This is a genomic window from Tissierellales bacterium (assembly GCA_025210965.1).
Classification (GTDB): Bacteria; Bacillota; Clostridia; order Tissierellales; family JAOAQY01; genus JAOAQY01.
Map to the genome: position 1 here is coordinate 133,758 of JAOAQY010000181.1, position 26,940 is coordinate 160,697.

The following is a 26,940-nucleotide window of genomic DNA, read 5'->3' on the forward strand; positions in this document are numbered from 1 at the left end:
TAATAATGCCACTAATTCAATCTAGAATTAGCTTAAAAAATAAAAAATGTTTATATTAATATTATAACATACTACACAATACATTCAACAACTATATATATTTATATTTTTCGTTTTTAAATCTTTTTAATTATAGAAAATATCTTTCCAGTTTTCGACATTCAACACTTCTATTACAGTTTCCATATTACTCATTTTAAATTCTACTTCATCTTTTTCTATACCACCATATTTCAAATATCTAATTATTGATAAAAACTTCATCATTTCGTCTATATCCTTAACGATATTTACATCATACGCTCTATATATTTGATAGATATGGTTATCTAATAATCCTTCTAAAGGCAACCAATTGACAAATAACATATTACTGATTTCTTTCCAATTATTAAGAACAACTAGTTTTGTATGTTTGATCCCTCTTTCTTTTAAAATAAATTTAATTTTTTCCACATCATCTATGTGATCCGTTATTTCTTTTTCTGTTCCAAGTTCGTCTAATATATCAAATTTATCAGTAACTAGTTCATCAGACTTAGAAACTATTCTTACAAAATCACTCATATTTTCATAATCAATCAAATTATAAACGTTTGCCAAATATTTGATAAAGATATCTTCATCTTTTCCTTCGACTATTTGATCTATAAAAATTCTCGAATTAGGTTTACCATTATAACAGTTATATAATACCGCTTCATAAGAGTGATATATACCGTAATTAGCTAAAACTTCTTTAACATAGACTACATCAATATCCTTGTATTCTTCTGTCATACACATTACCTCCTTCTAACAATGATACTTCTATTATTCTAAATTATATCACAATATAATTTACATCCTCAAATAGAGGTATTAAAAACTCCTTAGAGCCTTTATCACCATCTGAAAATACAATATTATATAAATATTCTTTTTCATCAGTCGTCTTTTCTTGAAAAGTTTGTTTTTCAATTATCTTCCCAACACCAAAAATTGGATCAAAAATTTTATTACCTACTACAAAATCTGCAATAAAATCATTGATTTCTATTAACATAGAAACATCTTTGGTCTTTTCTACAGTTCCATCATCATACCTAACACTAAGTTCATAATTTTTATAATCTGCTATGGTTCCGACAATTTTACTTTTCTTATTTATCACTCTAGATCCTCTTCTCATACACTCACTTCCTTTCAATATCTTCTTGTTCTATATTAATTAGTTTAATAAGTTTAAAAATATCTGACTCCATTTTCATTTTAATACTACATTCAAATATAGCATCATGCATTTCAATTTTTTTAATTAGTTGGGTTCCTTTATTTTTCCATGTAACTATAGTATTTTTTAGCGAATTGTTTTTATAACATTCATTTAATTTATTTATAACGTTTTGTAGCTCTATCGATATATCAGTAATAAATTCTCTAGAGTATCTTTCAATATATTTTTCTTCCTCCGGAATAGGTAAACTCATAATCTCTGTATAACTTGAGGATATAACACTCCTGTCTAATCTCTTAAACAAATCCTCTATCTTTTCTAGCTGATCTATTTTATAAGCTGGTACGAACCACAATTTACCATGGATCTCTACTCTAGAAGCATCTAGTATATTTTTCATATACTTATCCACTATATTGCTAATACGGTCCTCGTTAAGACCACTTTTTTCCTGCTGAAATATCTCAATAGATTTTTCAACTCTATTCGTGATTTCTTGTAAATCATCATTAAGACCAAGGCCTTTATTAATATTGTATGACATACTACGTTCAGCTTTATTATAAACAACATTACCTATAGATGTTATTATATTATTTTTATTATCTGGTGTTTCTTTCATAATCTCTCTAGAAATTATATTGCCCTCTTTTTTATTATCTAACATTTTAAGCTTATACCCTTTAAAGTTTCCTCTAATAGATGATGAAGCCCTTTTAAATGCTTGAGTATCACTATGTTTTTTAACAATTATAGTCTGATCAATACCACTCTTATTTAAAATATCTTTCAATTTATCTGCTTCTATGTTTAATTTCCCTATCGTATAGTAGCATAAAAACCCAATTATTTTACTCATTTTATTTCTCCTTATAATATTCTAATTTACAATCAATAATATAGTTTCAATTGTTTATCTACAAAAAATAATAAAACTCACCAGGACCGCCAAGTAACTGATGAGTATTAGCTACTTTCAATCTTGATATTATTCAATAGCCTCTTGTCTGCAAAACTACTTAATTTACAGATATTATTACACATTATATATTTAATTTTTTAAATGATACTTCTCTAGTTATGAAATCACATTTAGTAAAAGATTCCTTAAAACCCAATACAGCATTAATAACTACAATTTTATCTCCGTAGTTCTCCATTACTTCACCAGTATACTCCCTGGCCTTTTTAGATATAGCTCCTATAGAAAATACTCCCACTTCCCCTTTCTTTGGTAATTGAACTTCACTTAGTGACTTTTCAATTCCATCTTCAATATATTTGCATGACTTTGTAACTTCATATAGTCCACCATAAGTGTCTTCGTGTTCGTAGTCATACTTGGTATATTCGACCACATATACTCCACCTTTCAAATTTCAAGTTTGATTTATTATATTATAACCATTATCGCACAATATATATATTTAGTGCAAGTGTTTTTTAGCATTCTTACATTTAATTTAATCTAATTTTCAATATAATTACTATATAACTTTAATAAAATTTCACTTAAACAATTTTCTAAACTAGGCTCTCTATTTACTAATATTTGAACTAACTTACTTTTTCTATGATATAATTCATTTTGGGAGGTAACTTATGAATAATTCCAAAGTAATTGACCTTACAATATTTGTCGTTGAAGCAATGGCCACAAATTTAAAATGTCACAAAACAATCGATAGAATTTATCAAGATGTCAAATTAGTAGCTCACAAATTAGCCACTAATTCAAATTTATATAATCACCCAATCATAACAAACGGTCATATAGAACATGAAGTTTATGCAAAAAGAGCCCTTGGGATAATATTAATGGAGAAAGATGATTACTTATATGAAATAATAGAATCTGGGTGGAGTTCTTTACTAAAATACATAAACAGAAAAAAAACTATTGATCTAAAAAAAGTAGTAGATACATTATTAGGTGATATCAATAAAGTTTCAGACGATCACTTGAATGGACTAATAACAATAACTATGCTATTAGCTAAGTCGAATAATATTCCAATCGGTCCAAACGAAGATGTTGATACTTTTCAAGAAATGATCTACACAAGATTTAATCATTATAAAAACGCAGAATCAGAATTAATTGAAAATAGAATAACTTATGAATTGTTAAATAATAGTAACTCTTCAGTTAAGGCAAAACAAATACTAGAACGTGTAGAGAGTGCCAATAGAGAACTATCAAATCTTGATATGTTATTCCAGTTAGATAAATCACCTTCTGAAGAAGTAAGAAACACTATAACTTCTAACTCTTTTATGTTTGATTTAGAAGACTTAATGCTTTCATCAATGGTAAAGTCTATAGATATCACAAAAGATGATAAATTGGCGATTTTAAGCTTGTATTGGGACTTATATCATAATCAAAATATTGAAAAGGCCACTCAGTTCTTAGTTTCTAATTTAATTATTTTATTCACCTGCAGAGCATATAAGAGTGTTAAAAGGCAGTATTTCGAAAATAATTCAGAAACAATGTTTTATGAAATTGAGGTTCTTGAAAGTACCATAGAAAGAATTAGTAAAGACCTAAGTGCAGAAAAAAAAGCTACAGAAGAGCTTAATAAACAAGTAAATTACTTACGGGATACTTATAAAAAAAATCTAGAGAAGGAAATTATATCACTAAATAAGAAACTAAAAAATGAAAAAAAAGAGAGTGAGAAATTACAGAAGAAGTTAGAGACTTCTGAAAACAAAATCAAAATACTTGAAGATTCTATTAATAATATAAGTATTCCAGAAGAGCCTATACTGTCTAAACTTGACACTGAAGGAAAAATTAAAGACATCAATAGTTCAGATAAGAAAATTATGCTGATTGGGGGGCATAACAAAATTCATAACGAGCTAAACAATCTACTTACTGGAATCAAAACAGCAAGTGTTGATCAAAAATATCTACTAGAAACTGTCACTAATTACGACATAATTTTTATTAAAACGGATTTCTTGAATCATGGCATGTTTTATAAAAGTATTAATCAAATTAGACTTAATAATATACCCTTCTATTTTTTAAACAACAATAACATACCTTATATAATTTCATCAATTCATAATTCAATATTTCAAAAAAAAGGTGAGGAATAACCACGAATGGTTATTCCTCTTTTAAGTTTTTTTCAACTTATTGTTTTAGTGCCCTTCAAAATTGGGCTATATTCATATGCTTATTATGCTACTAATTCAGAACTAAATCAAACTTATAGGGATTTAATTTCATTTATACACTCTGAGCACATATTTTTTCCATTTAAATTTTTAATATTTCTTGCCTGACCACAAAAAATACAAGCAGGTTCATATTTTTTCAAAACAATCATATCTCCTTCTACAAATATTTCTAATGCATCTTTTGATTCAATATCCATAGTTTTTCTTAGTTCAATGGGGATAACTACTCTTCCTAACTCGTCTACTTTCCTAGTAATTCCTGTTGATTTCATTTAAAATCCTCCCTCTTATTTTTTATACTCTATACGGGATTTCTTAACTCCCTTATCCCATTTTTCATATACTACATCCTTCTTACCATCCCTTTTCTCTGAGTTATTAGGATGAATTGTCAATTTACCATATCCATGGCACTTTTTATCCTCCTTCTCATCTTTATAATGTATTTTCAACGTATGCTTTTCTCCATCCAAGAACTCCCCTTCAAATACATTTCCATTATAGTATGTTATTTTCCCTTCACCTTCATATAAACCTTCTAAAAAATTTCCTTGATATTTATCTCCGTTAAATTTAGTCAATATACCTTCTCCATCATAAAGTCCATTTTTAAAATATCCTGTGTACTTATCACCGATTGATGTATAAAGAGTTCCTTTACCTGAAAATTTATCTTCTAAAAAAGTACCCTCATATATAACACCTAAAAATGACTCATACTTTCCTTTACCAGAAAACTTACCATTAACTAATTCTCCACTATAAATATCTCCATTATTAAATCTAAGTTTACCTCGTCCATTAAAGGCTAAATAATCCGTTTGGAGATCTATACTTCTAAGAATTTCTTTTCTAACGCTATTTCCTTTCTTATAAAGAGTGCCTTTACTTCTAGTATTCTCTTTATATAATTGATACTTATCGATAGCACCATCTACAAAAGTTCCTTCAATATAGCTCCCGTCTGCAAACTTATATTCACCATAGCCATGAATTATGCCATTAGTGAATACACCCTCGTACTCATCCCCATTAGGAAATTCCAAATTCCCAATGCCATTAAATACACCATATTGAAACATCCCCTTGTATACAGTTCCATCAGGAAATTTCAATTCTCCTTTACCATGCCATTTCCCATTCATAATGCTACCTTCATATAGTGCACCATTTGAATAGGTTACTTCTATTTCCCCTGAATTTTTCACAGAGTATGCATAAGTTGGAGTCATTAACATAACCATAAGAACTGTAAGTATCAATAATATTTTCTTCATTTCTTCTCCTCCATCCTTGGTGCCTATAAATTAGTAATTTAGCAGGCACCAAATACTTTAATTAGTTAGTTCTATTAATTCTTGCATCATGGAATGCTGATCCATTAATATCAAGAATATGTCCATCCCAACTCTCCTTTGAATTAAAGTTGTAAATAGACGTTCCTTTAAAAGCAGTTAGATTGGTTGTAATTTTGCCTGATTTTAAATCAGCATCCGCAAAGTACTTCCCTTCCCACTCATCAGCAGATAACTTTCTCAGGATTATTTCTTCATCCAAGGAACCATCTATGGACATTTTAGCCTTAACCATGGTCGGTTTTCCTTTAGAATCTATCCTAAAAGTTACATAATATCCCGTTTTATAAGGAACTGGGCAATCTACTTTCGCTATGGGATAGGTATAGTCTGTGTGATTAACTATATCTGTTATCCTATAATTTAATAACCTCAATGCAATAACATCATCTAGTGTTATTGTATCTTCAACAATTCTAGTGAAATTAAGTTTTGTCTTTCCCCCGAAATTCGTACAGGCTCTTAGTACAATCTTAATATCACCATTTTTTTCTAAGTCGGGGATGACCGTATCCACGGTCCAATTTCTATCATCTGACTTATCCTTATACTCTTCAAACTTAACAGTAGTTAGTTTAGTATCACTGTCATCATAGAAATCTGCATACAAATGTGTAACCTCTAGATTAGTGGTCGCATTTATAGTTAAATCATCTCCTGACACCATCTCAACTCCATTATGGACATAATTGCTCACTATACGGAGTTTAGGAACTACGTAAACCTCTTTAGTTAAGGTTTTAGTCTTTATGTCTGAGTTTATATACGGAGGCATATCAGGAGAATCAGTAGCACTTAGACTTACTCTATAAGCTCCCCACTCCATACTATTTAACTCAAAAGACTTGTTTCCACTTGAGAATATATTAAGGGTTGAGAAATTTTTGATAGTAGGTGTCATTGTACTTTTTATATCTGATATATTTTGGACACCATACCTTTCAAACTTCCAACTGATATTTATCGGATTGCCATCTGGATCACTGGCACTTTCATTCCAATTTACATCTTTTTCAACCCAAACAGGGTCCGGACTCATTCTGAAATCTACTATCGGGGACTTGTTCTCTGGTATGACTTCAAATTCCCTAGAACAAAGATTCGATACACTCCCCATATTATCTACAATTTGCAAGGTTATTTTGTATTTCCCTATCCCCCTGGTACTATAATCTGTCCATGGCGGTTCGGTGGAATCTTTTCTAAAATCAACCTGTCCTTTTATAACTGTATCTAATAGTACATATACTCCCGAAGTATTCTTCTTAAGTAATTTCCATGTCCACTTCTCCATGGAATTATCTCCATTCGGGTCTGTGGATTTATCCTTTATTTTCAACTCCTGAGTATCTCGTAAATAATCCTCTGGGTCAATCTCAAATAGAGCGACTGGTGGATATGGTTTCGTGTTACAGTGAATATATTCCATATCAGACCATTGCCCCTCCTTATCTTTAACCCTATGAGCAACTTCATAAGTCATAGCATATTCCGCTCCGACTACATCAAGTTTCCCATGCTTCCAAAGAGGTTCGGTAGCAGTTCTCCAGTACCAATCGTGCTCAACTATACCTCTATTAGTCTCACTCTGATGATCTATATCAAAAGAACCGGAATCCATAGCATAGATATGGTACTTGCCACCTACTTTCCCTAGGAAAATTTCCCCTTTTGCAACTGGCTTCCTATGAACATATATATTAAGAATCGTTTTATTCTTATTCCATAAGCGATAATTATCAAACCTGTCATCACCACCTACTGGATTATCCCTTACCTTAAGGTCAATCTTATAATGTCCAGTATACGGAAAATCCTCTATCGGATTCCCTCCTGGTATAGCTCTTGGGTCTTTTCCTAAATTATTTTCGAAATAATTTTCATTGTGACTCATGTCCCATCTATAATCATACAAATCATCATTCTCGTAATCAGAATAAAAAGATTTCATTGTAGCTTTAGTATCCAATAATATATAAGCATTTTCTTTATCATTATTATTGGAATTATCATCTACAATTTGGTCTACAAGTCCCGGCAAATCACTTTCATAAGTATGATCCAATACATCAGTGGAAATCATCTCATATGCTGAAAAGTAATTTTTAGCATCATATGGTGAACTTAAAGTATTATGAGATACTAATGGTGTAACCCATCCTGGAGAATGATAATATACATAAGTACAATCACTGTATCCTTTTCTAACTCCTTCATCGTGCTCATAACCAGTCTTACCAGTCAGAGATACATTGGTTTTTCTGTCTTTATAATAGTTACCAAGTTCTCCGTATCGGGTAGTTCCATAGCCTTGAACACTACCATCTGCATTCACTTTTACTATGGTAACTTCATTACCTGATAACTTCATTGCCGAATCAATAATTTTCTCATTATCAGTGTATAGAATATCTATTCGGTCCGGAACATTACCTTCGTCTGAATCAATTGTACGTCTATCTTCATATTCATCGTCTTCATATTCAAAATAAACAAGACGAGTTGCCTCATTATATTTATCATCATATTTTGCTACTTTAAAATTATTTTTATTAGAATAAATGTAGTTATATTTAGAGGCAAATGTCATACCTTTGCTTCTCTTTTCCCAACCACTTGATAAGTAATACTCCTTTGATGTATATCCTCTATCAGACGTAATGGTCTGATAAAGACCATTATGATATTTAATAGTAACCATAGTGAACTTCCTATCGTTATGGTATTCCATATAAAACTTATCTGAACCTAAATACGGAAACGAAGAAACTCTGATTTCTTCGATGGTTGTATCTCCTTGCAGTACAATTGGAGATGGAACAGAATACGTCCTACCAGATGAATAATACCTTCCATCATCATGGGATCTTTCGTTTTGTGACCAACTACCAGAATAATTAAGTTGGCCAAACAAACTAACATTCCCATCAGATTCATATATATACATATGAGTCTGAGGTATATAGTAAACCTTATCCATTTCTATACCTTCTGCTATTATATCCGTAGCATTATAAGTAATAGTTTCTCTTCTTCTACTATCTTTTGCATAAGATATATTTGTTACTAAACTTAGAACTTTAGTTGATTCATCATACTTTAACGTTCCGTATAATTCATGTCCAGTGCCCCAACGATAAGTGTCTGAAGCACCCATGACAATATATTTGTTTTGAAATGATGGCAAAGGATCTATCTTAGACATTTTATCCCAAGTAATTATACCACTATTATTATCTACTAGTGAATCCCATGTAATAGAATCCTCTAGTTCGTAATATGATTTTCCTGAACCATTTTTCAAAGTTGTACCCGAACTTAGTATATTTCCATACTGAGTTAAGTAATACACTTTACTCCCTACCATTTTTACTTCTTTAATTTTTGGTAGATCTGGGGTTAATTCTAGCGCAAAACTATCCATTGAATATCTTAACTGATAACCTCTACCTTTAAGAGTGTTTTGAGTAATCTCACTCATATAGTGAAATGTATTTCTCTTATCAGTTAAAAATACAGCATACTTTTTATCTATTGCTGTATCCAAAGTGTTGTTTTGAACTATATCGTCAATATTAGCAACTTTATAATCCGAAATTTCTTCTCTAACAATTCCAGCGTAGGAGAATGTTTTTTCTACAACACCTTTAAATGGATGCATTCCTGTATAATCGTAATAACGGTCCCCATCTTTCTTTTCATAAAAAGTTTTAATATCTCCATCTACGTCTACATGTCCGACATTTGCGTCATCAACATCAAGTTCGTAGTTTAAGTATTCCGATTTGCTCTTGTCTGATTCTTCTTCTGAATGCCAAGTTCTAGACTTAACAAAAGTACCACCTTCCCTAACAGGAAGACTATCTGTATTTTGTTGAAGTGCTTGTTTTGTTTCAAGTACTGTTGAAACATTTTTCTTTACATCATAGGAAGTTTCAGAATCTCCTTTTGATGAAACACTATATTTTTCATCGAAAACAAAATATCCAGTGGCTCTTCTCACGAAATTACATAATATATTGATACCTTGTCCAATAGTAATCGTATCCTTAGAAACATCCACCATTTTTATATTAGCCTTAACTTTTCTTTGTAGCAGTTCCATCCTAAGTCTATCAAGCTCAGAATTCATACCCAACTTGTTTTCATCGTACATATCATAGAATACTACAATCTCTACAGGTTCATCAGGTAAAATATTTAGTTCTACTATTGGTGCTACATTTCTTACTTCTGCAATTTTTTCTGATATTTCTATATCAGAAATATCATCTTTCTTAATATCTGCAGGAGTAATAAATTTATCTATAGTAGGCTGACCAAATTTTTCTGTTACTTCTAATCTGAATAAGTATTTTCCTACATGATTTACATCAACATGGACAACATTCTCATTATCATCACTAACAATATTAAAAACCTCATCAGAAAAATTCCCATCATTATTTGAATCAAATGCATATGACCATTTTTTATGACTTATAGAATCACCGTCTAAACTTTTAGAACTATCAGCTACTTGAAGAACTGCAATTCCATCAGTATCTGGATTTCTATAATTCACTTTTTTCACACTTATCCCGGCCACTGGTTTTTGATCCGGAACAATTTCTATAATTTTGTAAGTACTATTACTGTACTCTATATCATCATACTTCGGAAAAGAACACTTCGCATTTACAGTCATATCTACTCGATATCGACCTTTCTCTTTAAACAATACATCAATGTCTCTCCCTAGCGCATCTCCGTCAATCTTTATAACATTTGTATTCTGTCCATCAAGAGGAGTTATCTTCCAACTAGTCCTATCATCATCTATACGGAAATACTTAGTGTCCCTACTTAAATGAGAACTTAGATTAACCTTTCTATTTTCCTTTAGGAATCCAGATACAGTTATCTTAGGTTCTAAAGGATTTACTACCTGAACATCAACATCCGTATCATCTGTAAGTCCTAGATCATCTTCTACTGTTAAATTAATAGTGAAATCATCATCCTCTTCAAACAAATAAAACTCTACCCTATCGTCCTCTTCATCACAGTCATCATACTCTGCGTCATCTATATCCCAACGATAAGCAACAACCCTACCATCTGGATCACTAGACTGTCTTCCATCTGCATCAATCCTATCCCCTGCTCTTATCATTCTTTCAACATTAATAACAGCGTTAGGAGGTTTATTTTTCTCTGGTTCTACTGGTGGTGGATCATTTCCTATTTGAGTAATAGATATAGTTCTTTCCATTTCACCTTTATTCCCTAGATTATCCATAGCTTCAAGCTTAAATGTAAGTTCACTTACTACACCATTCTCTCCTGTTGAATCCGTCAAATAATCTGAACCGAAAACTACTTCTTTAGTAAATGTAGGATTAAGTGTAGTAGATAATTGCTGATATGAACCATCTTTATTTTTTAGGTACCATACCCACGAAATAACTTCCACTTTCTTTATAGTTCCATCATCTAGTTCTACTTCCTGAGGATTTACTTCTGTTTTATCCTCAAGAACTACTGTCACTTTATCATCCGGAGAATCCCATTTACCATTTTCAGTATAAACAGGTGGGTTTACTGAGTTATGTACCGCATCCTCATGCTTAACATCAAACTGCACACCTATATTCCCCCTCATTCTTACATCTAGTTCAAAATTAGCTTTACCTTCTTTATCATACTTATCACCGAAGATACTTTCAAAATAAAAACCTCCAGTTTCTTCTATGTCATAAGTACCAAAATTATACTCATCTCTTTTGTATATTTTTGTAAAAGTAAACGTCGGGTTGTTCGACCTAACAGTTTCAAATTTTCCACCTAAATCTAATTCAACGTTTTCCTTTATTAATTGCTCTGTATCCATACCACTGACTTTATCATCATAGTGTACTGTTACAGTAAACTTATTTGTTACTTCATCCTGCTCAGGTAACATTATGATTTTTTTATTTTCTGGCACTATTGTTAAATGTTCCTTTATATCTCCAAGTCGTTCCCATTCCATAGTGTCGTATCTTTTACTTCCTGTAGGATTTTCATCCGTTACAGTATTATGGGTCATCTTGAAACTTCCCTTTGATACAAAGGTAGGAAGCATTTGTAATTGAACTACACTTTCTAACTTTTCTCTCAGTGTATCTTCATCACCACCAAGATACTTTTTTAGGTCCCCCATTACTCCATAAAGTATATAGGCCAGTGTATAGTTATCAGATGCATCATCATTTATAGTTCCTGATAGAAGAAGGTGTTTATATAGAGCTGTAATATCTTCTCCTGATGCATCAGTATTAGATACATCTTGCCATGATTTTTTATACTGCCCTGAATAGTGGTTCCACTTCTTCTCATAGGGCTCTTTATCACCAGGCAAACTTGGATATTTATCATTTGTTACTGGGATTCCTTTTTCATTAAAACCTAGAAATTTCGATTCAGATCCTGGTAATATTTTCCCGTTATAATTACTTTCTTTTTCGAAAGGAACTCCATACACAATCAGTCTATACTTTCTATAGGAATCTATATTTAAATTTACTTTAACCATCTCGGTTTTACCACTATATTTAAGTATCCCATCTATAGCCGGAGGATACTTATCAGAAGACGTAATAGCATTATATATATCGGTATCTGACAGAGCTTCTATTTCCGCTTCATCCATATTTACCAAGTCAACTGGACTAAGGGAGCTTGCAAAAGCCAAGCTCCCTATTGGTATTGCTTGTATAAGTAATAGTAAGGTTAAAACTATCGCTATTTTTCTCATCTTCCATATCACCCACTTACTTTATTTTACTGCTTACTCTTTGATTTAAGTCTTCCGCTCTGTAATATACATCAATTCCGTTAAATACACGGTCTTGGTCATTTTCAAACTCATACTTAGCTACTCTACCAAAATAGTCAAACATTTCATCACTGTAATTTTCCCTATAAAGCTCTTTAATGCATTCTTTAAATATTTCTGGATATATACCTGTCCAAATACCACCACTATCAGTCACTTTATTGAGAGTATACATTCTGTTAAACGTATGTGTTATTACAGTATTTTTATTTTTGAATTCCCAAGGTTGATTTTCTAATGTAATTCTGAAATTATCAGTTGTCTGAGCATCTAAATAATCTCCATTGAACCCAATCCATATAAATCCTCTTTTTTCATCACTGAAAAATGTTGCGGTACCACCATGTTTTACTGCATTGAACGTCACTATCTTTAGCATTTGAAATACTCTCTCATTTACATCCGGTATGTTTTTATAATGATCTGATAACTTTACCTTATGATTATCTTTTAATCTATCAACTAAAGTGATTTCCTTACCATTAAGTTCAAATGACTTTGTCCACATATAAAGTGGTGCATCTGGATTATTATTAACAAAATCAATAAATTCTTCATCTGACCACATTTCTTTATTTGCAAATTCCTTGTTCCATACGAAAGGTTTTATGCCTTTTGTTAACTCTTCTGCTTCTTCCCATGTAACCATATTCTTATCTTCAAATAACTTCTCGTAACCTTTTGTATCGTATCCGTTGAATAGGAATAGATATCTTAGTGCATTTCCTTTTGTCAATTTTGATAAATCCTCAGAAGTTGCTTTTTCTCTCATAACTTTATCAAAACCTAAATATTCTGCTCTCTCTAGAGAACTCTCTTCATAGCCCGCCATTCTAAATGCTATTCTTGAAAAGTCTGAATAAGAAACATAATCAGATAACTCTCTTTCGTATTTTTTATACACATCACTATCTCGTAATTTATATAAATCTTCCCTAGTTTTTATTTTTTCATAAGCTTCATCAATTCCATGCTTTACTCTCAACTCATCATATGTTATTCCATAACAAATCTGTCCAAACATTGCTGTTAACATCGCTATTAATATTAAAATTTTTAATTTTTTCATTACTTCTCCTCCTTGTTTTCTATATATTTATTATAACATAAAAATACTCCAAAACGAAGTATTTTTATGTTAATATTTGCTTTTTAATTGACTGGAGGCTAATGAATCAATTACTATTTTTTTTCCGAATATATCCTTGATTTCTACCTCAATTACAAGGAATATAGATGGATGTTCTACATCATAATTTCTATCCATTACATCAGAATGATAATTACCTATAGAATTGATTACCTTTAATTCCTTAATCTCGAAAGTTTTAAGGTAGCTACTATTATCAGGAGATAAATCACTATTCAGATTAAAATTTTTAATTAGAACATTCTTTACATCTAGTTTTGCTTCATCTTCATCAATCAAGAATACCCCTTGTGCTAAAGATGTACCCTTAACCACATTATAAGCACCTGAATTAGTAGCAATATTTACTACATTCTTCATCTTATTAACTGTAGATCTTGTCATTGTAAACTGATAAACAACTACAAAACATAGTATAATAAAAGGTATAACAATCATCAACTGTAAATTTAAGCTACCACGTTTATTCATCGTAACTCCTCACTCATTCCTTGGCACCTCTTAGTTATAAGAATCTTTTTTATACCAAGAGTATACATATTTATTTTGTATTCCTTATTATACTTAATTTTCACATCAATACTGTTACCACGTACCACATAAGTGTCATCATCTGAATCTAATACTTCTGATTGTGGAGATGTAATTTCAACTAAGTCTTTATTAAATCCCCCATCATCGAGTTCATTTATAAAATCGTCCTTTAATGTATTTGTAAACTGTCCTTCTACAAGAGCTTTTTCAAAATAATTATCACAAATTCTATTAAATTTGTGACTATCATATCCAAACACAATTAAAAAAACAAAAAATAGAATCAGAAATATAAGAAGGGGGAGTATCAATAAAAGCTCAATTATTGCACTCCCTTTATTATTCTTCCTAATCTTCATCATTTAATTTCTTTATACTCTCCACTGAACTTTCAGTACTTTCTAAAGTCGCATCTTTTGCAGGTAAAATACCTTTTACAAAAAATACACCAACGATAACACTAAGTATAAGTAAAAATTCTACTGAAAAGGAACCCTTATTATTTTTAATATCATTCTTTATTGCTTCGAAATAACTACCAATTATTATTAATCTCTCTTTAATTCTTCTTCTCATATTCGCCCTCACTTTTTATTCATCATATTTCATTCTTTCAATATCTGTATTGTTTATCTTTACATAGTTCTCGTTAGTCATACCTACTGCATTCATAACAGGGTTGCGAAATTTTAATACTAAAACCACTAAAATCAATGCAGAATAAAGTATGGTTTCTAGAATATAAGAACCCTTTTTATTAATCAATTCCCACCTCCACTTAATTTATATATATAATAACTACCTATTCAATTGACTTATGTCATTAATCATGTGTGCTAACCATGGTAGTAAAAATATCATACACATCCCCAATAAAGGAAATGCTAAACTTAAAACTGAAAATAACTTTCTCTTTGCAGTTTTATTTTTCTCATCTGTTCTCATCATTCCAAGAATCGATTTTTTTCTAGCTTCTAGATATGATATAGCAGAAGTAGAATCATTATGATAGGCATTAGATAGTGCTATACCAACTTTTTTTAAATTCCCATATCTCACACTTTTAATTATTTCAATTGATTCTGTGACACTATTAGATACAGATGCTCTTCTAAATACTTCCTTATGAACTTTGGCACTCTTATGCAAAGATTTTATTATATCTCTTGTTGAAGAGCCTGTTGACATCAATATACATGCATAATCCATAGTCTTTAGATCTTCCTTATCAACTTCAGTAATCTTTTTCAAATATCTTAAATTTAAATATCCCTTTGGAAAATAAACCAATACAATAAAAATAATAACTGCTGTTAAATCAGAAATATTTATAATTGAGATTACATATGCTAGAGCAACACTAAGGCCCCCTAAAAAAGCTAGAATTTTCATTCTAACATAAGACCCTTTTTGTATATTACATATTTCAAGCGTTAGTTCTTCTTCTTTACTTATTAACTTATCTTGCTGTTTTATTTTTCTATTACTTACTTTAATTCTACGTTTTTTGAAAAGAGTTTTATTTATAGAGTCAAAGTATATAATAATTAACGAACCTATTAAGGTTAAAATATATATATTAAATTCTATTTTCGTATCCCCCTTTTCCTAATAATACGGTAACAGTGTCATTGAAACGAAACCAAGTAGTGTACATACTCCAAAACCTAAAACTGATTTTAAACCTGCCGGAGATAAATAATAGAGTTGCATCTCCGGAAAATAGGCATAGGTAAATCCAAGTCCTGCTAAAGAAAAAGCTGTTATAACATAAAAAGATATCCTTGCAAAAGCAACATCTGATTTCCTATCATTAGTCCTTTCAATTTCTTCTTGGATACTGTTACTAAGCTTAGTTATTTCTTCATGTACATTTTTTGTATCAACTGAAATAATTAGAAGCTCAATAAATTGATTTATATTCTCATCATCAAACTTTTTTTGAAACTCTATTAAAGATTCTTTAGTATTTGTAGTAGTAGCTAATGACTTACTAATCCAATCGAATAAGGGTTTTAATTCTCTAGGTATTTCTGGCAAACTTTTATAAAAACTTTGTCTTATACTTGTAGCTTCCATATACTGATCTAAAAAAACTCCTATTGCTACTGGAAAATATTCTATCACCTTATTATATTTACGAATAACTATCATATTTACTATCAAAATCATTGAAACTAGTCCTAGTCCAGTTACTGCTAAAAAGAACCATATACTCTTTGTTAGTAGTAACACTACTACGGAAAATGTTATGACTACTCTTAGTATTTTTTCATATAATGAGTCCAAATTTAATTGAACAAATATTACCTTTTCTGATGTAAACTTCTTAAAATACTTACTTAAAGATGTTCTAGCCACAATTCTTCTTCTCTTAAACAAATATCCTATTAGTACATCATAATAAATTACTAGTAATAATATTACTATTGCTATAATATACTTAATTATTTCCCCCTCCTAACTTACTGTCTGCCATTCAGCTATTTCTTCTAGAGGTGCTCCATTTTTCTCTAATTCTTTTGCCAAAGTATCTGATATAGGATTAACCCAAATGAATTCATCAAGTTCTCTATTATACTCAAAAATTACATTAGTCGTAATTTTGAAGTTATCATCAATTAGAATTTCTGAAATACTTGATAAGACTCTTCTTCTGAATCGTCTTCCATTTTCGTCTACTTCCTCGCCTAATTTTTCCATTTTATAAACAAGATCATCAGCTCTACACACTCTTCTTTTTATAGGATTAATATCCGCAACGGTTTTCCCGGATTCCAATATCATATCAACATTATCATCAATCATATCCTCAGCACTTAATGAATGGGATGACGACATAGAGCCTTTATGCCCCCTCATTTTAGCTTTAATTACTTCATTCATCTCGTCTCCTCTAGCCTCGGTAAGAATTATACGAGTAGCATTAAGTCTTAAAGCAGAAATAATTAAATCTTTTGCTGTATATCTTTTAGTAACTTGTAGATTACTTACTACTAAATGTGGGAATTTTTTAGATAGCTTAGTAATTTCAAAAGGATTTTGAATTACAACTATTGATTCTCCTGCATTTATCAGGCTAATCATAAACTCCAGTAAAGCAGTTTTACCGGATCCCATACCACCTATAACTGAATTATTAGTTTTATTTTTAACCGTAAAGGTTATGAAATTCGCCATTTTGGAGCTCATAGTCTTATTTTTAAGCATATTGTCCAATGTTGGATCAAATGCATTAAACATCCTTACACTAAGTATAGGTTCCTCAGCCACGGGTGGTAACATGGCCTTAACTCTATCTCCATTTTCATTCCGAGTTTCAACTTCAGCATTGATCTTATTAATCTCGCCTTGGAAATTCTCAGAAACAATTTTCTTGATTATTTCTTCTGCCTCATCTACTGAGTCTAGTTCATCCATCGGGTGAATTACACCCTCTATTTCAATAAAAACTTTTTTGCCTCTAATCATTAACTCGTTAATATCTTTTCTATCTAAATATTGTTGAATCCCTTTTGAACCAAAACTTATATTGAAAATTTCTCTAACATCAGCTTCAATTTCCTCGGTCATATTATTCTTACTATATTCATTTTTGTAATCAATTTTTAGTTTATTTCTAATTTTATCTTCTATATACTTTCTTGCTTTAGAATCACCTGCAGATGCTTTAATCAAACGTTCTGTATATGTCTCACTTTTACTAGCATTTTTGATATACTCTATTACAGTTTTATAATAGTGTTTCAAAATTAATTCCTCCTTTTAAGAAAGCCAAACATACTTTTCTTTTGAGGCTGTTCACCTTCTAAAAAAGAAACTATTCTCGAAACATCAACTTTACCAGATGATACTTTAGTATGTGGAACTTCAAATACATTGGAAAATTCATTTTGCACTCTCTTCTTACCATAAAGTTTTATATCCTCTTCATCGAAAACCTTATTAATTACCAAAGAAGTTCTATTAACAAATCTTAATTGGTCCTCTTCACTAAAATTTTCATCCTCAAACTTTTCTTTAAAATAGCTTTTATTATGAGGATTGATTTCACCAACAATGAAATTATGGTCAAATAAGAAAAAGTCCTTAAGTATCAATTTTTGATTATCGAAAATTATATAATCATAACCCTCGACTTTATTTCTAAGTTCATTTACAGAATTACCAACTAATCTATTATCCTTATTTCTAGTACCGACAACAATATCAATATGCTTATTATAAGAATGAATATTTTCCTTAATTTCTTCTGGTTCAAATAGCCCTGTTTTTATCAAACTACTTATTTCATCTATAGATTTATTTAAATCGACTTCGCTTTCCATATCTAAGTATTTCATTAAATCTAAGAAGAAATACGTATTCTCAACAATTAATGTTTTCTTTTTCAACTTAGCTAATTCTTCTGCAATTTTAATTACTAGCGTTGTTCCACCAACCCCACCTTTAGCTTTTGTAACATTAATAACCTTCATATCTCTACTTACTCCTTTCCTTCATGTCAGAATAATCAATATCGTTCACAACAACTTTCGTTTTATAGAAAGATGCATCTGAAATATTTAAAAACTTCTGTACCTCATCATCACTGTCCATTTCTACAGTAATATACTGAGGCATACTCTCATCTTCTTCATATCTTTCGTTTTTTATAGAAATAATTCTTTTACCTTCAAATAGTTTTAATGATGTTTTCTCTAAAGATTCACCTAATTCATTTGGTTCAATCCAAAGATCAACAAATTGATTCTTCTTTAGATTAAGTGCCTTATCTTCTTTTCTTAACTCTAAAGAAATGCTTCTATTGTCATTTTTTAAGTTCTTTACAATACGACTCGTATTAATCATTTCCCCCTTGTAAATTGGAGCATTTGCTATCTTCCCTTCGCTATACTCCGTATCAAGAACTAGATTATCTCTATCTAAATCACCTAGTACAACATTCAAAGCTTTAGTATTATTACTAGTTAGTTTTTCTTTAAATGCAATATCTTTTGTTGCTACAACTACCCTAGTCTCCTGAAGAGGTATTTCTTTAATTTCTTCTTCGTAATACCATAAACCTATAATCACTAACACTAAAAATGTTATGATTTTCTTATTCTTAATATCAATCTTCAATTGCCCTTCTCCTTTAATTTTTTATTGTAAATGACACCTTATAAATGTAAATTTTTATCCTATAAAGTATATATTAGAAAAGAATAAAAACTATAATATATTATAACACAATATATATAATTCTAAAACATCATTTAAATAATATACAAAGAAAATGTCAATGATTAAAAAGTCTCAAAAAACATAATTTCTGAAAAAATATTTCATAATGGAGTATTTTTTGTTATAATTTAAATAGAGGTGATAATTATGGTATTCCTAATACCAAGCGTAATATCTATTATGATAGTAATGACACTAAAATTTATATATGGACTATTTAACTTCACAGGTCAATTCATACTAACTAGTATATTAATGGGCTTATCTGCCTATGTAATAAATACTGGCCTGTTATTCTAGGAGGAAATATGGGAGAAAGGAAATATTATCTTCAAACTAAATTAACAGAAGAAGAAGAGAAAATACTAAAAGAAAAGTGTAAACTTATGTCCAGGAACACATATATTAAACTAGTATGTCTTCATGAACCTAAAACAATAAAAAATATATACGTACAGAGTAAAAAAGAAAAAAAAGAAAAAGTAGGAAAGAAAAGACTAATTATATGCAAAGTTAGTGAAGAAGAGTATAATCAAGTTCTTGCATCAGCTGAAAAACTAGGTTTTCAATTCATCGACGACTACGTCTACTTCATGGCATTATACTCTGAGCTCAAAATAACAGTTGATGCTAATAATTTAAAAAAGAAGTGTTCAAATAACAAAGAAGAAGATTAATAAAAACAAATATATAAAAATTATGGATAGTGTTGTATCCTCTCAGAATGATATTCTTAGTAATAACTTTCAAGGAATCTTCACTTCCATATCAAAATTTAGCGAAATTGAGTTTTGGAAGTAATCAACTATATCGAGGCTAACAACGAAAGAATTTCAGTTATATCATCTGAAATGAAATCACTTGAAACTGATAAATGTGTATCTCTGGCTCCATCCTTATATGCAAATGTACTAGAGAGATATAATTTTGTTGAATAGGGGGAAAATGCAGAAGCTATAAAATCAAAAGGCAACATCCTCATGCTTAATCCTGATTATGTAATCTTCCACAATCTTATTACTAAAGAAAACATTGAAGAAATTTCTAAGCTTACCAGGAGGGGCCTAAAAATAATCGGTTTCTCTGAAAAAGATTCATTAGTACTGGAGAACTACATAAATAAACATAATCATGAATTTACTTTCTTCTATCCTATCGAAGAAAAGATTTGATAAACTATTAAAATAATAATTCTATATCAACGAGATGATTATTAATTTTTTTATACAAAAAAATCCCCAATGCTTTCACATTGAGGATTACTTTCTTATAAACTATATATTCCTTAAAAGATCTAGTAATGTTTTCTCTCCTTTTTTGACCTTCTTTATTTGCTTATACTTCTGGATTGCAAACTTTAGCTTTTCTATATCTTTAAAATAATCTCTTACAGTCTTACCACTTTTAACATCTTTCATTTTAAGTGTTGCCTTACAATACTCACTAGGTTTTAATCCCGATTTATTAAATTCTTTGTATTTATCTTCACATAGTATAATAAGAATTTCAATTTCAGGAGCAGTAATGATATTAATAACATCTACTTGATGTTGATATGCTTTGCTCAGTTTAAAGTTCTCTCTTCTTGAGTCCAATATCCTCAGTACTGTTATCTTCTCTTTAAATCTTTTGTTTAAATACCTACTCTCAAACTTTTTTCCATTCCTACAACGTATTATTTCTCCGTCTAGTAATTGTTCCTCATTAAAAATTAGTAAGTTATTCTCAAGTAATAAATCCATAATTGCTCTTTCGGCATTGCCTTCACAAATACATGCTACAGTACTATTAAGCTCCATATCTATCACCTAACTTTTTAAATACTTTCTTTAGGCCAATATAAGAGTAATAATCTGGAGCAGTTCCTTTTAATAAGTCACTCTGATAAGCATCACTTTTCTTAACATCGTTTCTTATTGATTGTTTAGATAAGTTTTCTGCATAAATGCCACCATTATTCCTAATTATATATATATTATCCTTTCTTTCAAACTCATCAAGTAATTCTGGGTAATGAGTTGAAAATATTATGGAAGCTCCTTTTTTATTCACCTTCTTGTTCATGAAAAACCTTATTAATGTAGCAACAATTTCCTTATTAAAGTGATTTTCTAGTTCGTCTATAATCAAATATCCTCCGTTAGAAAGTACGATCATTGCATTAATAAATACATTTATACCTTTCACAGTACCAGAAGAAAGATAATTATTTAATTTCTCTATAGAATATAGCACTATCTCTTCTCTACCTTTAAATTTAAGCCTCAATTCAACATCTTGCTCAAATTCTTCGTCAACGTTTAGATTCAGATATTCTATACTTGAATCAAGAAAAGATATCAGCTCCTGGGGAAAATCACCCAATATTCTAATCAAATTGACATTGGTCCAATTAATTAGATCCTGGAACATCACCCTGCTATTATTTCTCTTATTCAGGGCAATAATTATACTAATATCTTCAGGTAAAAATTCTTCATCACCTTTCCTTACTTGAATAGGTTCCATATTAGTAAAATCAAATATACTCTTCTTTGTTTTAATGGATGTTATTTTCTTACTCCATAATCTCTCTTTGGCTATAACATATTTATCAACATCTGAACTCATTCCCTTTTCAGCTTCAATCTTAGTTTCTAGTCTAAATATATAGTCACTAGAATCCGTAAAAAATACATCAAACTCTACCTCACTACCACTAGAAATACCTTCCAAGATATCATTTGTTTCTATCTTATTTATAGACTCATTATTTAACATATTTAGTACGAATGAAATAACTTTTAGTGTAGTCGTTTTACCAGATGCATTTATTCCTATCATAGCAAGTACATTATTCAAATATATTTTTGGTGAAATTTCAAATAACATATCGTTATTATCTCTCATAACACGGTCTAGTGCTAAGAAATCTATCTCCAATTCTTTCGAAAACAAATTAAGGCCTTTAGCTTTGACTTTCAATAATTTCATTTTTCACAACTCCTTTTAAACATTTAAACAGATTATGTGTTTTATTATGTTAATTGTATAATTAAATATCGTGATTAGCAAGACTTTTGTTGTGTTTAAACGAAAAAAGCGTTTAAATGCAATTTGATTATCGATTATACTTTTTTATACTTGTCTTTTGAAAATTATAACCATACACATTTAGAAATGATACTAGCAGAATATGAAAACAAATGATCACATTATAATTATTATCAATTATTCCTTTTAACCCAATATCAGATATATAATCGAACCAAGGTAAAAGTGTATCCGTATCCTCTTCTACTTTTTTAAGGTATTCATCATATTTTAGTACATCATCACCGGATTCTACAAAATTTATATATGTCTCGAACTTATTTTTGAAAAAATGGTCCTTTTCACATCTTCTATCATAATCATCGTCATTAAAGAGCTCTGCATCACAAAATACTAACTTCATTGATTTCAGTAACATTAGAAATCTTGTCTCTTTATTAGTGGCCATTGTTGTATCTATACACTCTAATTGTTTCTCTATTTTATTACACCAATAAAAAAATACTAAAAATCTATAGATAAAACTATGGAAATAGTACTTCTCATTTTCAGTATCTTGGTTCTTTCCAACTACATGCCACCCTTTGCACCTCATATCAGTAAAGTTCCATAGTCTATGATTTAACTCCTCTGCTGAGTTCAATAATTTAGTTTTATAAATACCTATATTATTGTAAAACTTCCTGCTCTGCGAGTACTCATACTCACATAAAAAATAATCTTCCTAATTAATAGGAAGATTATTTTTTGTTATTTATATTGTAGGTCGAATATTGATAAATTTTTCAATTTATCATATTTTACGTCATACTGACTTATAAACATTACTATGATTTCAGCACCTCTTGTATCTATTTCGAAAGGTGTAATTTCTCCAGATTTAACTGTAACATATTCTAGTACTTCAGAATATTCACTTTTAGATTTTCTGAATAATACTTTAACTTCACTAATTTTTCCGGATTTTTCAAAGTAGAGATTTCCTTTAATAGTGTTAATTTTACCTTGTAGTTTTTCGGTATCAAAATATATATTATCATAACCGCTAAAATATGGATCAACTTTCCAAACAGATTTAAAGGTTTGCTTCTTAATAGAAAGCTCTTTAGGATTTTCTGTATAATATAAATTTTTAGCATTAAGATCTTTAGCAGTTACATATTGGGGATTTTTTGCATTTCCAATACTAACTTCCTTGTTATCGTAGTCATAATTAATGTTTAATTTAGAAATTAATTCTACTAAATTTTCATGGAAATATAGGTTCCCGTTATACATAATTGGAGCATATAATGTATTGCTCGAATCTTCAGGTATGTACTCTTCTCCGTTGATTAATATCTTTATGTCATTTCCTAGTTGAGCATTTTCTAAGATTACTTCGTCAGCAAAAGAAAAGCCTATCATACCAACTAGAAGTATAGATGTGACACATAATATTGAGATTAAATGTAGTTTCTTCATAAATTCCTCCTAAAAATAAATTATTTTTCCTATAAATTATATCACAAATAATGTTTGAAATGAACTTTAAAGCCAAAAAAATATATAAATTGTAATATATGTATATTGATATGTTTACGAAATACACAATTACTTTTTTTATTTATTACTTGTTATATCCTCAAACTATAACATTTTCAATGCAATTTCTTGTATATTATTCTCTACTCACTATTCATCATATATTAGTTCCCCATATATTAATTTTCTTTCCTCTAGTAACCCAAAAGTTGATAATTTTTATAAAAATACTTCTAAACGGAGTATTTTTATAGTATAATAAAATTAGAAATAAACTTTAATAATCATTTTAGGAATTATAATAAGAAAGGATGATACTATGAAAAATAAAGAAATATTTAATTCTCTACCAGAAGATGTTAGAGCAGATATAAAAAGAGTCCTTGGTGCTTATGATGAATGTAATGTTGTTTATGAAGATGGTGTTTACAATGTAAGTCCTTCTACAGCATTACGTTCAAACTACTCATCAGATAGAAAATCCTACGGTACATTCTATAAAAAAGATGTTTTGACTCCTGAAGAACAAGAACTAAAGTACATAGAGAATTTTCACTCATACCCAAGTAATTATAAAGGAAAAAGAAATTACAAATTCCTGAAAGAACTATCAGACTTAAGAAGCCAAGGAATAACGGCTTTTATAAAAAAAGAAGATGGTGATTATAAAATTTCCCACACAGTTAATACCTCAGATCTTGTTTAAATAAAATACCTCTTAGAAAAATTTTCAATGATTTTTAAGAGGTTTTTTATTCATATATGGGTAGTTTGGTTGTTCAAGCTCATATATCTAACCAGTGATTGTTCATTCTTACAGATACAAAAAAGAGAGCCTTTGTATGAGCTCTCTTTTATTTTACATTTCTATACACTGTTTATTTGCCTTTCTTATTCCCTCATTCTCTATATCTTTAAACTTTTTATTCAGTATACTATCAATTCGTGCATCATGGCTTTTGCTATAGCTATTTCCTTTACGGCTTGAATGATACAAATATTCGGCTGTATGAAGAGGAATTATATTGCATTCTCTCATAACAGGAGTATCTAATGAATTTCCTGTAACTTCATCAAAGGCTTTCTTTTTCTCCTGAAGAACATTTTCATCCTCTCCAATGATAGAAAGGACATATCCTATATGATTTTCAAAATCATTCCCCATATTCTTACCAAAACTATTTTCATAATTTAATCTTACCTTATTAAGATCGTTATTTTCAATTTCAAAGAACATTTTAAACAGCTTCATAGATTTATTCTTAAAATACTCATTATCTCTTCCTACATCAAATATAAGAATATGAGGAATATAATGAATAGTTATCTCCCCTTCATTTGATGTAAATAATTTATAGTACTCTGGAGATAAAAAAATACTTTCTCTCTGCAATATCATTTTTCTATATATATCTGCAACATCAATCCAAATACCTCTGATTATTCCAAGCTTATTATTTCTCTCAGGATATTCCATCAACAAGTTCTTTATCTCTTTATAATCTTCCAAGTTCAAAATTCTATTCAGTATATCTAGATCATATCTATATTTATTATCATTACTAATAATTGCTTTTTTTATATGCTTCGTAACCAATTTCAACTGATACATCATAGTTTTACTATTAATTAATTGTTCATTCATTATGAACATTTCCAATTTTAATAATGAAATTCTCAACTTATCGTTTTTAAAGTCCCTGGACAAAGTAATCCGTTTAGATGTTTTGTAATCACCAACAGTTAAAGCAAATGCAGGTTTCTTAAGATAAATTACTTTATTCTGATTAATTCTATTCTCACCTATAAAACCATCAGCTAAAAGTTCATTTATTATTCCAGAAGTAACTTTTCTAGAACTCTCCTCAGTTCTTCCTGTTCCACTTACTTTATGTACTAATTTCTGAAATTGTTTTTGCATTGCAAAACCGCCACACTGCATAATTATATCTAAATAAACAACATTTCGATTATTTATCACCTTCAAGTACTTATATTCTGATTTAATAGAAATATTATTTGGAATTTTATATTTTTTTCTGACGAAGTAATCTATGTTTATATTCATTCTTCTACCCTCTTTATAAAACCACAACACATTCTCTAATTACATCTTGACTTCATTACTTTAGAAAATTCTAAATTTATATTTTCCAACGTTTACTATTAAATGCTATCCTAAGTCTCATACTTCCGAAACGCAGTATAAAGTAATAGAATAAGCGCGCCTCCTTTGCTACTATCCTAAATTTCATACTTCCGAAACATATGCTCGCTCTCATCTTACCTCCCATATCCTTTGCTACTATCCTAAGCTTCATACTTCCGAAACTTGTAAAGCAACTTACATTGCCAATGTTTTCCTTTGCTACTATCCTAAGCTTCATACTTCCGAAACCTCAAACTATTATTTGAAGGGAAATACTTTTAATCTTACGATGATTATTACTTATGGTAGTTACATCTTCTATCACTAGCTGATTTAAATAAAATCCTATTAGCTTTTTTATTTCTATAAAGCCAAAGTTATGTGACACAAAAACTGACTAGTTATAATCCATATTTGATTTTATTCTAAGTTACCATACTTCCGAAACACTTACAATAAGTTAATTCTGTTTTTTATACTTTTTATACTATCCTAAATATCATACTTCCGAAACTTGATAATTAATTGCATAACTTCAGAAATCGTTTTTATACTATCCTAAATATCATACTTCCGAAACCAATTAATTCAATTTACATAAACAAATTTAGTATTTATACTATCCTAAATATCATACTTCCGAAACCATACACGAAAAATGATAAATATCCCCTTCTTTTATATACTATCCTAAAA

The 26,940-nt window shown here is 29.7% G+C and carries 27 protein-coding genes; 4 read left to right on the top strand and 23 right to left on the bottom strand.

Annotated features, from left to right (window positions below; genetic code table 11):
- Window positions 1-126: 126 nt before the first annotated feature.
- From N4A40_13235 to N4A40_13250, 4 genes are all read right to left on the bottom strand, one after another.
- Entirely contained in the window at window positions 127-780 is a 654-nt protein-coding gene (locus N4A40_13235) for a hypothetical protein (protein ID MCT4662820.1), read from the bottom strand.
- Between the two features lie 43 nt (window positions 781-823).
- Window positions 824-1,171: a hypothetical protein gene (locus N4A40_13240; protein ID MCT4662821.1), complete on the bottom strand. Its 348-nt coding sequence runs from the start codon at window positions 1,169-1,171 to the stop codon at window positions 824-826.
- A 4-nt stretch (window positions 1,172-1,175) separates the two neighbouring features.
- A complete protein-coding gene (locus tag N4A40_13245; protein ID MCT4662822.1) occupies window positions 1,176-2,075 on the bottom strand; it encodes a hypothetical protein in 900 nt (299 codons plus the stop codon).
- 184 nt (window positions 2,076-2,259) lie between these two features.
- Window positions 2,260-2,574 (bottom strand): hypothetical protein, encoded by a 315-nt coding sequence (locus N4A40_13250; GenBank protein MCT4662823.1) that lies wholly within the window; start codon window positions 2,572-2,574, stop codon window positions 2,260-2,262.
- Between the two features lie 244 nt (window positions 2,575-2,818).
- Between N4A40_13250 and N4A40_13255 the strand changes: the two genes are divergently transcribed.
- Window positions 2,819-4,330: a DUF2325 domain-containing protein gene (locus tag N4A40_13255; GenBank protein MCT4662824.1), complete on the top strand. Its 1,512-nt coding sequence runs from the start codon at window positions 2,819-2,821 to the stop codon at window positions 4,328-4,330.
- Between the two features lie 113 nt (window positions 4,331-4,443).
- Here the strand turns inward: N4A40_13255 and N4A40_13260 are convergent, their stop codons facing one another.
- From N4A40_13260 to N4A40_13320, 13 genes are all read right to left on the bottom strand, one after another.
- Window positions 4,444-4,686 carry an AbrB/MazE/SpoVT family DNA-binding domain-containing protein gene (locus N4A40_13260; GenBank protein MCT4662825.1) on the bottom strand — a complete coding sequence of 81 codons (243 nt, stop codon included), beginning with the start codon at window positions 4,684-4,686 and terminating at the stop codon, window positions 4,444-4,446.
- Between the two features lie 15 nt (window positions 4,687-4,701).
- Window positions 4,702-5,691 carry a hypothetical protein gene (locus tag N4A40_13265; protein ID MCT4662826.1) on the bottom strand — a complete coding sequence of 330 codons (990 nt, stop codon included), beginning with the start codon at window positions 5,689-5,691 and terminating at the stop codon, window positions 4,702-4,704.
- Between the two features lie 61 nt (window positions 5,692-5,752).
- Complete coding sequence (locus tag N4A40_13270; GenBank protein MCT4662827.1) at window positions 5,753-12,547, bottom strand: PKD domain-containing protein; 6,795 nt, start codon at window positions 12,545-12,547, stop codon at window positions 5,753-5,755.
- Window positions 12,548-12,563: 16 nt separating this feature from the next.
- Window positions 12,564-13,697, bottom strand: a complete 1,134-nt coding sequence (locus tag N4A40_13275; protein ID MCT4662828.1) for a hypothetical protein — start codon at window positions 13,695-13,697, stop codon at window positions 12,564-12,566.
- Window positions 13,698-13,766: 69 nt separating this feature from the next.
- Window positions 13,767-14,249 carry a hypothetical protein gene (locus N4A40_13280; GenBank protein MCT4662829.1) on the bottom strand — a complete coding sequence of 161 codons (483 nt, stop codon included), beginning with the start codon at window positions 14,247-14,249 and terminating at the stop codon, window positions 13,767-13,769.
- Window positions 14,246-14,671 carry a DUF4320 family protein gene (locus N4A40_13285; GenBank protein MCT4662830.1) on the bottom strand — a complete coding sequence of 142 codons (426 nt, stop codon included), beginning with the start codon at window positions 14,669-14,671 and terminating at the stop codon, window positions 14,246-14,248. The genes N4A40_13280 and N4A40_13285 overlap by 4 nt, the downstream gene beginning before the upstream one ends.
- Entirely contained in the window at window positions 14,661-14,888 is a 228-nt protein-coding gene (locus N4A40_13290; GenBank protein MCT4662831.1) for a hypothetical protein, read from the bottom strand. The genes N4A40_13285 and N4A40_13290 overlap by 11 nt, the downstream gene beginning before the upstream one ends.
- A 15-nt stretch (window positions 14,889-14,903) precedes the next feature.
- Window positions 14,904-15,077, bottom strand: a complete 174-nt coding sequence (locus tag N4A40_13295) for a hypothetical protein (protein MCT4662832.1) — start codon at window positions 15,075-15,077, stop codon at window positions 14,904-14,906.
- Window positions 15,078-15,110: 33 nt separating this feature from the next.
- Window positions 15,111-15,704, bottom strand: a complete 594-nt coding sequence (locus tag N4A40_13300) for a hypothetical protein (GenBank protein ID MCT4662833.1) — start codon at window positions 15,702-15,704, stop codon at window positions 15,111-15,113.
- A 216-nt stretch (window positions 15,705-15,920) separates the two neighbouring features.
- Window positions 15,921-16,673 (bottom strand): hypothetical protein, encoded by a 753-nt coding sequence (locus tag N4A40_13305; protein ID MCT4662834.1) that lies wholly within the window; start codon window positions 16,671-16,673, stop codon window positions 15,921-15,923.
- Window positions 16,674-16,772: 99 nt separating this feature from the next.
- Entirely contained in the window at window positions 16,773-18,062 is a 1,290-nt protein-coding gene (locus tag N4A40_13310; GenBank protein MCT4662835.1) for an ATPase, T2SS/T4P/T4SS family, read from the bottom strand.
- Window positions 18,063-18,064: 2 nt separating this feature from the next.
- Entirely contained in the window at window positions 18,065-18,790 is a 726-nt protein-coding gene (locus tag N4A40_13315; protein MCT4662836.1) for an AAA family ATPase, read from the bottom strand.
- Window positions 18,791-18,794: 4 nt separating this feature from the next.
- Window positions 18,795-19,436 carry a hypothetical protein gene (locus N4A40_13320; protein MCT4662837.1) on the bottom strand — a complete coding sequence of 214 codons (642 nt, stop codon included), beginning with the start codon at window positions 19,434-19,436 and terminating at the stop codon, window positions 18,795-18,797.
- 410 nt (window positions 19,437-19,846) lie between these two features.
- Here N4A40_13320 and N4A40_13325 point away from each other — a divergent pair, with 410 nt between their 5' ends.
- On the top strand, window positions 19,847-20,215 hold the full coding sequence (locus tag N4A40_13325) for a hypothetical protein (GenBank protein ID MCT4662838.1): 369 nt from the start codon (window positions 19,847-19,849) through the stop codon (window positions 20,213-20,215).
- Window positions 20,216-20,329: 114 nt separating this feature from the next.
- The gene (locus N4A40_13330) at window positions 20,330-20,476 is read left to right on the top strand and encodes a hypothetical protein (protein MCT4662839.1); all 147 of its coding nucleotides are present in this window, start codon (window positions 20,330-20,332) and stop codon (window positions 20,474-20,476) included.
- Between the two features lie 336 nt (window positions 20,477-20,812).
- Here the strand turns inward: N4A40_13330 and N4A40_13335 are convergent, their stop codons facing one another.
- The 4 genes from N4A40_13335 to N4A40_13350 all read right to left on the bottom strand — a co-directional run bounded on the left by N4A40_13335 (window position 20,813) and on the right by N4A40_13350 (window position 24,035).
- Window positions 20,813-21,337, bottom strand: coding sequence for a hypothetical protein (locus N4A40_13335; protein ID MCT4662840.1), 525 nt, complete (start codon window positions 21,335-21,337; stop codon window positions 20,813-20,815).
- The gene (locus N4A40_13340; GenBank protein ID MCT4662841.1) at window positions 21,327-22,511 is read right to left on the bottom strand and encodes an ATP-binding protein; all 1,185 of its coding nucleotides are present in this window, start codon (window positions 22,509-22,511) and stop codon (window positions 21,327-21,329) included. Before N4A40_13340 ends, N4A40_13335 begins: the two co-directional genes overlap by 11 nt.
- 127 nt (window positions 22,512-22,638) lie before the next feature.
- Window positions 22,639-23,166, bottom strand: coding sequence for a hypothetical protein (locus tag N4A40_13345; protein ID MCT4662842.1), 528 nt, complete (start codon window positions 23,164-23,166; stop codon window positions 22,639-22,641).
- A gap of 155 nt (window positions 23,167-23,321) precedes the next feature.
- Window positions 23,322-24,035, bottom strand: coding sequence for a hypothetical protein (locus tag N4A40_13350; protein MCT4662843.1), 714 nt, complete (start codon window positions 24,033-24,035; stop codon window positions 23,322-23,324).
- A 379-nt stretch (window positions 24,036-24,414) separates the two neighbouring features.
- On the opposite strand from N4A40_13350, the gene N4A40_13355 reads away from it, so the two are divergent.
- Window positions 24,415-24,801, top strand: a complete 387-nt coding sequence (locus tag N4A40_13355; GenBank protein MCT4662844.1) for a hypothetical protein — start codon at window positions 24,415-24,417, stop codon at window positions 24,799-24,801.
- 153 nt (window positions 24,802-24,954) lie between these two features.
- Here the strand turns inward: N4A40_13355 and N4A40_13360 are convergent, their stop codons facing one another.
- Together N4A40_13360 and N4A40_13365 are read right to left on the bottom strand one after the other, a co-directional pair.
- Complete coding sequence (locus tag N4A40_13360) at window positions 24,955-26,163, bottom strand: hypothetical protein (protein MCT4662845.1); 1,209 nt, start codon at window positions 26,161-26,163, stop codon at window positions 24,955-24,957.
- Window positions 26,164-26,239: 76 nt separating this feature from the next.
- On the bottom strand, window positions 26,240-26,482 hold the full coding sequence (locus tag N4A40_13365) for a hypothetical protein (GenBank protein ID MCT4662846.1): 243 nt from the start codon (window positions 26,480-26,482) through the stop codon (window positions 26,240-26,242).
- Between the last annotated feature and the right edge of the window lie 458 nt (window positions 26,483-26,940).

What these genes read in the sequence shown, in the direction of transcription:
- N4A40_13235 (MCT4662820.1), bottom strand. Translation starts at nt 780, where the DNA reads ATGACAGAAGAATACAAGGATATTGATGTAGTCTATGTTAAAGAAGTT.
- N4A40_13240 (MCT4662821.1), bottom strand. Translation starts at nt 1,171, where the DNA reads ATGAGAAGAGGATCTAGAGTGATAAATAAGAAAAGTAAAATTGTCGGA.
- N4A40_13245 (MCT4662822.1), bottom strand. Translation starts at nt 2,075, where the DNA reads ATGAGTAAAATAATTGGGTTTTTATGCTACTATACGATAGGGAAATTA.
- N4A40_13255 (MCT4662824.1), top strand. Translation starts at nt 2,819, where the DNA reads ATGAATAATTCCAAAGTAATTGACCTTACAATATTTGTCGTTGAAGCA.
- N4A40_13260 (MCT4662825.1), bottom strand. Translation starts at nt 4,686, where the DNA reads ATGAAATCAACAGGAATTACTAGGAAAGTAGACGAGTTAGGAAGAGTA.
- N4A40_13265 (MCT4662826.1), bottom strand. Translation starts at nt 5,691, where the DNA reads ATGAAGAAAATATTATTGATACTTACAGTTCTTATGGTTATGTTAATG.
- N4A40_13270 (MCT4662827.1), bottom strand. Translation starts at nt 12,547, where the DNA reads ATGAGAAAAATAGCGATAGTTTTAACCTTACTATTACTTATACAAGCA.
- N4A40_13275 (MCT4662828.1), bottom strand. Translation starts at nt 13,697, where the DNA reads ATGAAAAAATTAAAAATTTTAATATTAATAGCGATGTTAACAGCAATG.
- N4A40_13280 (MCT4662829.1), bottom strand. Translation starts at nt 14,249, where the DNA reads ATGAATAAACGTGGTAGCTTAAATTTACAGTTGATGATTGTTATACCT.
- N4A40_13285 (MCT4662830.1), bottom strand. Translation starts at nt 14,671, where the DNA reads ATGAAGATTAGGAAGAATAATAAAGGGAGTGCAATAATTGAGCTTTTA.
- N4A40_13290 (MCT4662831.1), bottom strand. Translation starts at nt 14,888, where the DNA reads ATGAGAAGAAGAATTAAAGAGAGATTAATAATAATTGGTAGTTATTTC.
- N4A40_13300 (MCT4662833.1), bottom strand. Translation starts at nt 15,704, where the DNA reads ATGAAAATTCTAGCTTTTTTAGGGGGCCTTAGTGTTGCTCTAGCATAT.
- N4A40_13315 (MCT4662836.1), bottom strand. Translation starts at nt 18,790, where the DNA reads ATGAAGGTTATTAATGTTACAAAAGCTAAAGGTGGGGTTGGTGGAACA.
- N4A40_13325 (MCT4662838.1), top strand. Translation starts at nt 19,847, where the DNA reads ATGGGAGAAAGGAAATATTATCTTCAAACTAAATTAACAGAAGAAGAA.
- N4A40_13335 (MCT4662840.1), bottom strand. Translation starts at nt 21,337, where the DNA reads ATGGAGCTTAATAGTACTGTAGCATGTATTTGTGAAGGCAATGCCGAA.
- N4A40_13340 (MCT4662841.1), bottom strand. Translation starts at nt 22,511, where the DNA reads ATGAAATTATTGAAAGTCAAAGCTAAAGGCCTTAATTTGTTTTCGAAA.
- N4A40_13345 (MCT4662842.1), bottom strand. Translation starts at nt 23,166, where the DNA reads ATGAGGTGCAAAGGGTGGCATGTAGTTGGAAAGAACCAAGATACTGAA.
- N4A40_13350 (MCT4662843.1), bottom strand. Translation starts at nt 24,035, where the DNA reads ATGAAGAAACTACATTTAATCTCAATATTATGTGTCACATCTATACTT.
- N4A40_13355 (MCT4662844.1), top strand. Translation starts at nt 24,415, where the DNA reads ATGAAAAATAAAGAAATATTTAATTCTCTACCAGAAGATGTTAGAGCA.
- N4A40_13360 (MCT4662845.1), bottom strand. Translation starts at nt 26,163, where the DNA reads ATGAATATAAACATAGATTACTTCGTCAGAAAAAAATATAAAATTCCA.
- N4A40_13365 (MCT4662846.1), bottom strand. Translation starts at nt 26,482, where the DNA reads ATGAAGCTTAGGATAGTAGCAAAGGAAAACATTGGCAATGTAAGTTGC.